At 44.1% G+C, this 8,935-nt stretch carries 10 protein-coding genes and 4 pseudogenes; 7 read left to right on the top strand and 7 right to left on the bottom strand.

Annotated features, from left to right (window positions below):
• The coding region (gene dcm, locus IM319_RS10805) for a DNA (cytosine-5-)-methyltransferase (protein ID WP_287735584.1) at positions 1-435 on the bottom strand (435 nt) is incomplete at its 3' end.
• 113 nt (positions 436-548) lie between these two features.
• Between dcm (IM319_RS10805) and IM319_RS10800 the strand changes: the two are divergent.
• The 5 genes and pseudogenes from IM319_RS10800 to IM319_RS10780 form a co-directional block, all read left to right on the top strand.
• Positions 549-659: pseudogene (locus IM319_RS10800) on the top strand (IS30 family transposase); the annotation flags it as partial.
• A 425-nt stretch (positions 660-1,084) separates the two neighbouring features.
• Positions 1,085-1,579: a response regulator transcription factor gene (locus tag IM319_RS10795; protein WP_286825119.1), complete on the top strand. Its 495-nt coding sequence runs from the start codon at positions 1,085-1,087 to the stop codon at positions 1,577-1,579.
• A 138-nt stretch (positions 1,580-1,717) separates the two neighbouring features.
• Complete coding sequence (locus IM319_RS10790; protein WP_287735583.1) at positions 1,718-3,445, top strand: M6 family metalloprotease domain-containing protein; 1,728 nt, start codon at positions 1,718-1,720, stop codon at positions 3,443-3,445.
• 31 nt (positions 3,446-3,476) lie between these two features.
• A complete protein-coding gene (locus IM319_RS10785; protein WP_287735582.1) occupies positions 3,477-5,162 on the top strand; it encodes a DUF6345 domain-containing protein in 1,686 nt (561 codons plus the stop codon).
• A gap of 84 nt (positions 5,163-5,246) precedes the next feature.
• Positions 5,247-5,684 (top strand): pentapeptide repeat-containing protein, encoded by a 438-nt coding sequence (locus tag IM319_RS10780; protein WP_287672605.1) that lies wholly within the window; start codon positions 5,247-5,249, stop codon positions 5,682-5,684.
• Here the strand turns inward: IM319_RS10780 and dcm (IM319_RS10775) are convergent.
• From dcm (IM319_RS10775) to IM319_RS10765, 3 genes and pseudogenes are all read right to left on the bottom strand, one after another.
• A pseudogene (dcm, locus tag IM319_RS10775) lies at positions 5,649-6,171 on the bottom strand (DNA (cytosine-5-)-methyltransferase); the annotation flags it as partial. The gene IM319_RS10780 and the pseudogene dcm (IM319_RS10775) sit on opposite strands and share 36 nt — an antisense overlap.
• 211 nt (positions 6,172-6,382) lie before the next feature.
• Positions 6,383-6,619, bottom strand: a complete 237-nt coding sequence (locus IM319_RS10770) for a DUF4926 domain-containing protein (RefSeq protein ID WP_079205867.1) — start codon at positions 6,617-6,619, stop codon at positions 6,383-6,385.
• 12 nt (positions 6,620-6,631) lie between these two features.
• Positions 6,632-6,808: pseudogene (locus IM319_RS10765) on the bottom strand (DUF6883 domain-containing protein); the annotation flags it as partial.
• Between the two features lie 39 nt (positions 6,809-6,847).
• On the opposite strand from IM319_RS10765, the gene IM319_RS10760 reads away from it, so the two are divergent.
• Positions 6,848-7,270 (top strand): putative toxin-antitoxin system toxin component, PIN family, encoded by a 423-nt coding sequence (locus tag IM319_RS10760; protein ID WP_287735580.1) that lies wholly within the window; start codon positions 6,848-6,850, stop codon positions 7,268-7,270.
• Positions 7,271-7,273: 3 nt separating this feature from the next.
• Positions 7,274-7,489 carry a toxin-antitoxin system HicB family antitoxin gene (locus tag IM319_RS10755; protein WP_287735579.1) on the top strand — a complete coding sequence of 72 codons (216 nt, stop codon included), beginning with the start codon at positions 7,274-7,276 and terminating at the stop codon, positions 7,487-7,489.
• Positions 7,490-7,661: 172 nt separating this feature from the next.
• Here IM319_RS10755 and IM319_RS10750 read toward each other — a convergent pair whose 3' ends face one another.
• The 3 genes and pseudogenes from IM319_RS10750 to IM319_RS10745 form a co-directional block, all read right to left on the bottom strand.
• Positions 7,662-7,883, bottom strand: a complete 222-nt coding sequence (locus tag IM319_RS10750; RefSeq protein WP_287735578.1) for a hypothetical protein — start codon at positions 7,881-7,883, stop codon at positions 7,662-7,664.
• A 36-nt stretch (positions 7,884-7,919) separates the two neighbouring features.
• Positions 7,920-8,048, bottom strand: a pseudogene (locus tag IM319_RS22490) (DUF2283 domain-containing protein); the annotation flags it as partial.
• Positions 8,049-8,055: 7 nt separating this feature from the next.
• The gene (locus IM319_RS10745; RefSeq protein WP_287735577.1) at positions 8,056-8,385 is read right to left on the bottom strand and encodes a hypothetical protein; all 330 of its coding nucleotides are present in this window, start codon (positions 8,383-8,385) and stop codon (positions 8,056-8,058) included.
• Between the last annotated feature and the right edge of the window lie 550 nt (positions 8,386-8,935).

The following is an 8,935-nucleotide window of genomic DNA, read 5'->3' as shown; positions in this document are numbered from 1 at the left end:
TTGCAGAGTATCGAGAATAACTTCTAAGGTTTTTCCCTGTTGATGTCCTTGTAATTGCTTGACATTTTCCAGAATAAATGCTGCGGGTTGTTTGGCTTTTAAAATACGGGCAATCTCAAAAAATAGCGTGCCTCTGGTATCTTCAAATCCCTTTAAATTGCCACAAATACTAAAGAGTTGACAGGGAAATCCTGCCATTAAAATATCATGATTGGCAATATCTAGGGCAGCGATTTCGGTAATATCTCCCTGGGGTTCGTCGCCAAAATTAGCGTGATAAATTGCCTGAGCGTCTTTATCTATATCACAGGAAAAAACACAATCAGATTCTAAGTGTTGTTGGCGACAAACTTGTTCAATTGCGACTCGAAACCCTCCTAAACCACAAAAAAGGTCAACAAAACGAATTTTCTGCTTATCTTTAAGTAAATTCATCGATCATATCCCTAGCAAGAGCTCGATAATATCCTAAATTAATGGGGATAATTTATCGCCTTATAGCACAGCTACGTCAAAGAATAAATCGAACTTTAGAGGTATTTTTAGCCAAGTTTGCCGTAAACTTGATTAACAATCTTACTCGAAAATGTCTTGACTATCGTAACCCGAATGAGGTATTCTATGAAGGTAGATCAGACAGTGATGTAATTCAGACTTGAATTGGCGTTTTATGAAAGGAAATTATCGTTAACAGGGGGCTGTTTTAAGGAATTATGTCACTGCGATCGATGTTGATGACATAGATATTTTCTTGTTTGTTTCCTAATTTTCTGTTGCCTATTTGCTGCTTTCTAAAAGTACAGATATTCTGAGCAAGCACTAGGCCTTGAGATAAGAGCGTCACCACCAGGGCAGAAAGACGGATTTTGTGATAATTATTTGAATAGTGGAGAAATTTATGGGATTGATGCCAAAGCTCTCGGTAAGTTGCGATCGTTGTGTCGCAGCTTTGCTATCTAGCCCACAGAGAGAGCCAGAAAACAATAAAGACAAATATAATCAAATAAAATCAATAAAGCCACGATTACCCCAATTTTGCCAGCAGATAGGTTTAATAGTCATGGATATAGCTGGAAGCGTGCAAATGCTTACAGAAAGATCTGAACAATTGCTGTACCAGTATTCCCTCTCTCATACCCCGAACACCTTACCAGAACCCTTGCAAAAGTGGTTTAAACATCCGATTGCCCGACTCCTTGCCAAGGATGACCAAGCCTTTTCCTGTTCACCCTTACGCCTAGAACAAGAGGGACGACAGTTAATCATTTTTCTGATTCCCACTCTGATCGGGGAACAGTTTCTCCTACTCTTAGAAGAACAAGAACTGCCCTCTTTTTCGATTGCGGCCTTAGAATTGTTGGGACTGACTAAAAGGGAAGCAGAAGTGCTATTTTGGATTGCCCAAGATAAAAGTAATGCCGCCATAGCAAAAGTGATCGGATGTAGCGAAGGAACCGTGCGAAAACATCTAGAACATATTCACGAGAAACTAGGGGTACAAACTCGGACGGCAGCGGTTATAGTTGCCCTCGAAAAGTTGGGGCTACTGAAAGGGCAGATTGCTGCGATATCTTCATAATTCCCTACGCGGATCATCGTATTGTCACCGCAGAAAAATTTGATGATTATTGAAATTGTGCATTGTCCTGTACTGAGTTCTTGAACAGAGCTTCTTATCGAGAAAGCCAAAATTTCTTTGGCAAGGAGAATCAAATCTATGCCTACACCCTTTGTGAATGAGGAATTTACCTTCACCAATCCCGACGGCAGCACTATCAGGGTCAGGGGATCGGGAAACCAGTATTATGCTGTTTTTGAAACCCTAGATGGCTATACCGTGGTCAAAAACCCCGACAATGGTTTTTACACCTACGCCCAGCTTTCCGAAGACAACAGCCAACTGATAGCGACCGATGGGATAGTCGGCCAAATAGCACCCCAAAGCCTCGGCATCCAGCCCCATCTACGCATCCAGACCGAGAGTGCCAAACAACAAGCTCAGAGCGCACCGATGCTACAGGACGGGTTCAGTCAATGGCAAGTCCGTCGTCAGCAAAAAAAAACTCAGCTGCAGGGAATCAGTGCGACGACCAGTGCTGATGCCAGACCAGCTTCAACAGTAACTGTGGGCAACTATCTGGGATTATGTATCTTGATTAAGTTTCCCGACGTTGCCGCCAGCATTTCCCAACAGGAAGTCAGCAACTTCTGTAACCTACCTGGTTACGCCGGATTTGGCAATAAAGGGTCAGTACGGGATTATTTCTACGACAATTCCCAGGGAAAATTAACCTATACCAATGTTGTCACCCAATATTACACCGCCGCCCATAATCGATCCTATTATACCGATCCAGCGATCGCCTATGGTACTCGCACCCGAGAACTGATTCTAGAAGCCCTCAATTATTTGAAATCCCAAGGCTTTAACTTTAGTCAGCTGAGTAGTGATAGTAACGGTTTAATTTATGCCTTAAATGTCTTCTATGTCGGACCGCGGGTCAACAATTGGGCCGAAGGACTATGGCCTCATTCCTGGAGTTTAGCTTCACCCTACGATGTCGGGGGGGGCAAGAAGTTATACGACTACCAAATCACCAATATGGGTAGTGAACTGACCTTGCGTACCTTCTGTCATGAAAATGGTCACATGATCTGCGATTTTCCCGATCTCTACGATTATGGCGGTCAATCGGCAGGAGTGGGTAATTATTGTCTGATGTGTTACGGAGGCAATGATAAAAATCCCGTGCAAGTCTGTGCCTACCTCAAAAATGAAGCCGGTTGGGCCAGCAAAGTGACAGCGATAACTCCAGGTCTTACCGCCAGTCTTCCTGCGGCCAAGAATGAGTTTTACCTCTACAGTAAGAACGCTAACGAGTATTTCCTCATCGAAAACCGGCAGAAAACTGGCCGGGATACATTCCTCCCTGATGCGGGCCTAGCCATCTGGCACGTGGACGAACAGAAGAATGGTAACGAGGAGGAACAGATGACTCCTAGCCAACACTACGAATGTTCCTTAGAACAGGCCGATAATCGCTTCGATTTGGAGAAAGATGCCAATGGCGGTGATAACGCCGACCTATTTCGATCCCCCTATAAAACCGAGTTTTCCGATAGCACCAGTCCGAGCAGTAAATGGTGGGATGGTAGCAACTCTGGCTTAAAAATCGCCCAGATTTCTGCGGTTGGTGCCACGATGACCTTCACTGTCCCCGGCAGTGCTTGGCTAGAGAAAAAGCAGATTACCGGTTTGTGGATGATTAACCAAGAACGCAATGCGGCCGCCTATGTGGACGGCCTCGGCTGGCGCAAGATTGCCCCCGAGAGTGACAGTGTTTTCTTGGGGATGCTTGCCCTGCTGTCCGCCGCTAAGGAAAGAAAATTTCCCGTCAATCTGCGTCTGGAAAACAACGTGATTCAGGAAATTTACGTTTTTTAAAACTTTTTCAAGATTTAACGAGGAAAATACCATGACATTAACACAACCGACTCAAATTCCCCCCGCAGCTAACCTTCCTGAGTCCGAAACACCAGAAATTCCCTCCGTTCCTCTCTTTGCCGAAAACCCCCTCGGTCAGGATAGCAAAGATGGCCTGCGTGGCGGAGCGAATCTCTATGGCGGCTGTAGTATTGAAGTGGGCTGTGGTTGCTCCTTTGGCACCCTGCGCTATACCCATGAAGATGCCCAAGGCTGGTTAGACTATGTGAAAAAGTTTACCCCCTTAAACTTTTGGTATCAGGATTGTGGCGTACAACCCTGGCTTTACTACGAACCCTACGATGATTGGCAAGATACCTACGGGGTAGATGCGGTCATGGCCTTCTATCACTCTGGTCATGGCGGGATGGATGCCAATGGCGTGTTTTATCTACCGATGAGCAAACCGTGGGGTAACGAAGGTTGTACGATCGTCTCTAGCAGTGATAAGTTAGTTTGGGCTAACGAGCGGGTCAGATACATTTTTCTGTCTACCTGTCTTTCCCTGCGGGTTCTGGGTGGTCACAACCCGATTCGGACTTGGGATCGTAGTAATCGCGGTTGGCGAATGCTCTTCGGCTATGAAACTGTTAGTTGGGATAATCCCAATTACGGCAAATTTTTCTGGGAAGAATGGAACAAGAATAAGTCTTTAAGTACCGCTTGGTTAGATGCTAGTTGGCGCATTGCCCACGACCAGGCCCCCTCGGTGGTGGCCTGTGGTGCCAGTGCCGATGAGGCGAAAAATCGTCTCTTTAATGAACGCTATTTTTCTCGCGAACGGGTCAGTCATGCTTGGTATTGGTGGCGATGGTACAATGTGGCTCGCAGTAGCCAACCACAATTGGTCTTACCCCAGCATCTCCTCGTCGGTCGTTTGCAACCCCTAGACGCTACTCGACCGGCTGCCCGCAGCCTAGCCGCACGATTTGGTCTTGACCTGGAAATCCCCTCAGAAGTTGCTAGTACCAGAAATGGCTCCTATCGCCTGGTGACGGGGGAACAAAGCATCGCCTACGGTAGTGATGGGTCAATTGATGTTCGTTTGGCAACTCCTAACCGTTATAATTACAACCCCTTGGCTATGGACAGCGCCCAAACCTTAGCCCAGGAGGCCGTCTGGCGTTACGGTCTTGACCAAGAAGTCCCAGTGGTGTTCGATCGAATTATCTTATCTTCCGAAGCCGGCGGTACGGCTAACGGTTCGGGACAATTGGACGGACCGTTTACTACTGGTGTGATTGTCCAATTCCGACAGTTGATTAATGGTGTCCCGGTGATTACCCCGGGGGCGGGTACGGTGCGAATTGCCCTGGATAACGATGGTACTGTCACCGATGTGCATTCATCAGTCCGCTCGCTCGAACAGTTAAGTAGTCGTCCTGTACGCTCTGCCAGTGCGCCACCTCCCCGGGGTGATATCGCTCCTGTCTTAGCACCCGAACCTAGCAACTATGAGCAGTTACTAGCGGCAGAGTTTAGCCGACAATTGGCTTCCCTGTCTGCTCGCGGTGGCGGTGGAATGCCTCTAGAATTCACCACTGTACCCAATTCCACCGAGATTGGCTACGATATTGACGGCGATGAGGCGATTTTGATCGCCCGCAAAGCGATCGAAGTTAACTTTGGCAATGGTTATCGTAAACGTTATTGGGTTACTGTACCCTTGTTTGGTTAACTGCGATCTAATCCAGTTTTAATCATGTCAAGACGGGCATCTTGCTCGTCTTGACAGGCTTTTTTACTTTTTCCTTGCTACACAATGTCTAGCGTCACCCGTCAACAACTGGAGAGCGCGATCAATGCTGGCTTAAAGATCGGCTTAAACGGTGAAAATTTACAAGGTTTGGATTTATCTGGTCTGAATCTCAGTCAATTTGACTTTAGCTATGCCAATCTAGAATCAGTTAACTTCCGGGGTGCCAATTTAAGCAAGGCGATTTTGTGGTCTGTGCAAGCGGCAAAAGCGAACTTTAGTCAAGCTAACCTTAGTGGGGCCAACCTCGGCACTGCCAATCTTAGCCAATGCAATCTTAGCGGTGCAATTCTCCGTCAAGCTAGTTTGTTAGGAACCAATTTGCAACAAGCGGATTTAAGCAGCGCCGATTTGCGTCTGGCTAATCTCCAAAATACCATCCTCACGGATATTATTTATAATGCTCAAACCCAATGGCCTGATGGATTCCGTTTTTTGCGGTAGGCCAAAATTAAGCGCATTCAAAACCCGATAATCGGTATAGTAATACTAAATCTTGCAAAGTATCGAGAATAACTTCTCAGGTTTTTCCCTGTTGATGTCCTTGTAATTGCTTGACATTTTCCAGAATAAATGCTGCGGGTTGTTTGGCTTTTAAAATGCGAGCAATCTCAAAAAATAGCGTGCCTCTGGTATCTTCAAATCCCTTTAAATTGCCACAAATACTAAAAGGTTGACAAGGAAATACTGCCATTAAAATATCATGATTGGGAATATCTAAGGCAGCAATTTCGGTAATATCTCCCTGGGGTTGGTCGCCAAAATTAGCGTGATAAATTGCCCGATCATCTTTATCTATATCACAGGAAAAAATACAATCAGATGCTAAGTTTTGTTGGCGACAAACTTGTGCAATCGCGACTCGAAACCCTCCTAAACCACAAAAAAGGTCAACAAAACGAATTTTTTTACTATCTTTCAGGAGATTCATCGATAGTTGAGATTGTAGCGATAGGGATATTCTCTTTGATTTTAACTTATTCAACTTTCACCAAAGAGCGGACGGGAAATATTTCATTGGCGCTTGAGAGTAACAAACTGAAAACAGTCGTCATCCCTGGGGACATACACAAAAAAAAGGATGGTGGGTTACGCTTCTTGAACCTCAGTTTTCTAGGAAATCACAGCGAAGAATAACAGAATTATATAATTTGAAATTCATCCTGTTTAAGATTTTGAATCGATTCAATCTTGGAAGCTTCTACAGCGATAACTGTATAGGATTTTCCCTGATTATTTAACACTTCTAAAACATAGCCATCCTCTTGGCCTTCGGGTCGAGGACAATAATCCACGATAATCGCGTGAGTGCCACGAGACAAATTAGATTCTGGCAAATCTTCGGTTAATTGAACTTCGGAAAACATATCAAATTTCATAGTCTAACTCTTTTAATCTGGTAATAAAGTCACAAATCTTGTTTCTTTCGTAAGTGAGTCGATAATCCAATAGGTAGAGACTCGTAAGTTTATCCCGTTCACCCCTTGTAAAAGTCCTTTAATTTCATAAATATCACCGAACGTTGTTTGTTTATTTAAGGTGGCCTCGTTGAGAAGAATACGTTCGATCGCTCTCACAGGAGATGGGGTAGATGCTATCATGATCGAATGAAACCTAAAATCGTGGTCGATACGAGCGTTTTCGTCAGTGCCTTAATCGGATCGAGGGGGCCTGCGAGAGAAGTTATCCGACGGTGTTTGCAAGGTGATTACCGTCCTTTGATGGGAAACGCACTATTTACCGAATACGAATCGGTGATCGAGCGCGAGGAAATCAAAGCTAAATGTCCCCTGAACGAACAAGAGCTGCGAGAATTACACGCCGCCTTTATCGCCGTCTGCGAGTGGGTTTATATTTATTATTTGTGGCGACCCAATCTAAAGGATGAGGCCGATAACCATCTGATCGAGTTAGCGATCGCTGGTAGTGCTGGAATTATCGTCACCAATAACATCAGAGATTTTCACAATACCGAATTACTTTTTCCCGAACTATCGATCCTCAAACCAGAAAACCTAATCCGGAGTTAATCTATGGTTACTCTCACAATCCGAATTCCCGACGACAAACACGCTCGACTCAAAGAAATCGCGCGCAGCCGGGGCATCAGTATCAATAAACTGATCGAGGAATTATCGATGATCGCCCTCGCTGACAACGACGCTTATACTCGCTTTCAAGCGATCGCTGCTACTGGCAACTCTGATCGGGGTCTGGAATTACTGGCAAAACTAGATTCTTTAGGGTGATTTTCTCGATAATTTCCGTCAAACAATCAATTTTAATCCTTGATCTTGATATAACTGCTCCCAAGTTAATTGAGAAATTTTCCTGAAAGTTTTCAGAGCGGATGATGCTTCACTTTTGGATAAATTGAATAAATCTCGCTCAAAAATCGGGTTGTTCAGATCAAGTAAAACCTTACTCATTATTTTCGAGTTTGCTCTCTAGGGATTCTAGATATGATAACTGCGGTGGATGATTAGCATTCCATGCCAGAGCTTGATCTAATTTTTCTCGAAAAGGCGATCGATTTAACCAGTCTTCGTTTGCGGGAGCGCGATCGAGTAAATTTTGATAAAACTCATTAACAACTGCTGTTTTTTCTCCTGTTTCATCGACAATATACTGAATACCTTTCATAATTGAAATTGTTGTGAGATGGACATTAATCGATAACTATATTTGAATCGATGCACGAGAAGATATGGATTTTGCAAGTTCTTGTCTAGCATCTTCCGATAGAGAACAACCAAAATCTAGAATCTCGATTAAAACTAACTGATCGTCCTCGGAATAATGTAATATTTCGGCGCTATTTACCTAGCACGGTTGAGACAATCACAGTTACAGTAGCGGCTGCAATTAAGCTAAATGCTAACTGAACTACCCATTGTGTAGCTTTTTGATAGTTATCGAATTTTTGGTTAAATTGCTCAACTTCCTTTTTTAATTCTCGTAACTCAGTGAGTATCTGTTGTTGATTGTCTTGAGTATCCTCAGTTGTCAATGTCATGGGAAATTCAGCTGAAAACTCTACGGCTCTATCTTGGTATGTCAGAGATATAGGTAGTTGAGGCAAGGCATCGGGGACACCAAACCCATCGAATCCTTCGGTAAAGTTAAATCGTTGGGCATTACCCATTGTGCGTTGCTTGCTCGGAATCTAGCAGTTGAGCAAGTTGCTGCGCCGCTGCGTGTGAATTAAGCGGCGACGAGAGTAAATATGTTGCTCCTGGCTGTAGGCTTGGCTCCTCGTCCTTACTTAGTTCTGCGATCAGAAATTGCATCACCTTCAACTTGTCTGCACGAGGCAGATTTCTCAAAGTAGGAAATAGCTCTGCTATAGTCATCTGGCTTGGAGGATTGCATTACCTTTCCATTTTCTCATAAAGTTATCTATTCACCGTGCAAATTTCTCATAACTGAGCCATTTTCGAGCCAGTATTGTTTCGTTTCACCCAACCTACGAGGCTGAATTTGAGCATTAGTAATATGTTTACAGTTCCATGTTAAGTAGGTAGGCGTTAAAAATTATCAGATGCCCCCCTTATTAAGCTATCCATTAGTCAGATCTTTCTTAACAAAAAGAGAAGAAACTTAAAAAAAGGGGAAACGATTGATAGGTATAGTTTTGAAAGAAGGAATTAAGGTGGAGGTAAGCAAAAAAATGGAGAAATGGGCAGCCCAAGAAT

Origin of the sequence: Microcystis sp. M113S1 (assembly GCF_020246945.1) — a bacterium.
Lineage (GTDB): Bacteria > Cyanobacteriota > Cyanobacteriia > Cyanobacteriales > Microcystaceae > Microcystis.
This window is presented reverse-complemented; position numbering and strand designations above follow the sequence as displayed.

Bases quoted from the DNA above. Each gene is read 5' to 3' on its own strand.
- IM319_RS10780 (WP_287672605.1), top strand. From the start codon at position 5,247: ATGTCTAGCGTCACCCGTCAACAACTGGAGAGCGCGATCAATGCTGGC.
- IM319_RS10785 (WP_287735582.1), top strand. From the start codon at position 3,477: ATGACATTAACACAACCGACTCAAATTCCCCCCGCAGCTAACCTTCCT.
- IM319_RS10745 (WP_287735577.1), bottom strand. From the start codon at position 8,385: ATGGGTAATGCCCAACGATTTAACTTTACCGAAGGATTCGATGGGTTT.
- IM319_RS10770 (WP_079205867.1), bottom strand. From the start codon at position 6,619: ATGAAATTTGATATGTTTTCCGAAGTTCAATTAACCGAAGATTTGCCA.
- IM319_RS10750 (WP_287735578.1), bottom strand. From the start codon at position 7,883: ATGAAAGGTATTCAGTATATTGTCGATGAAACAGGAGAAAAAACAGCA.
- IM319_RS10760 (WP_287735580.1), top strand. From the start codon at position 6,848: ATGAAACCTAAAATCGTGGTCGATACGAGCGTTTTCGTCAGTGCCTTA.
- IM319_RS10795 (WP_286825119.1), top strand. From the start codon at position 1,085: ATGCTTACAGAAAGATCTGAACAATTGCTGTACCAGTATTCCCTCTCT.
- IM319_RS10755 (WP_287735579.1), top strand. From the start codon at position 7,274: ATGGTTACTCTCACAATCCGAATTCCCGACGACAAACACGCTCGACTC.
- IM319_RS10790 (WP_287735583.1), top strand. From the start codon at position 1,718: ATGCCTACACCCTTTGTGAATGAGGAATTTACCTTCACCAATCCCGAC.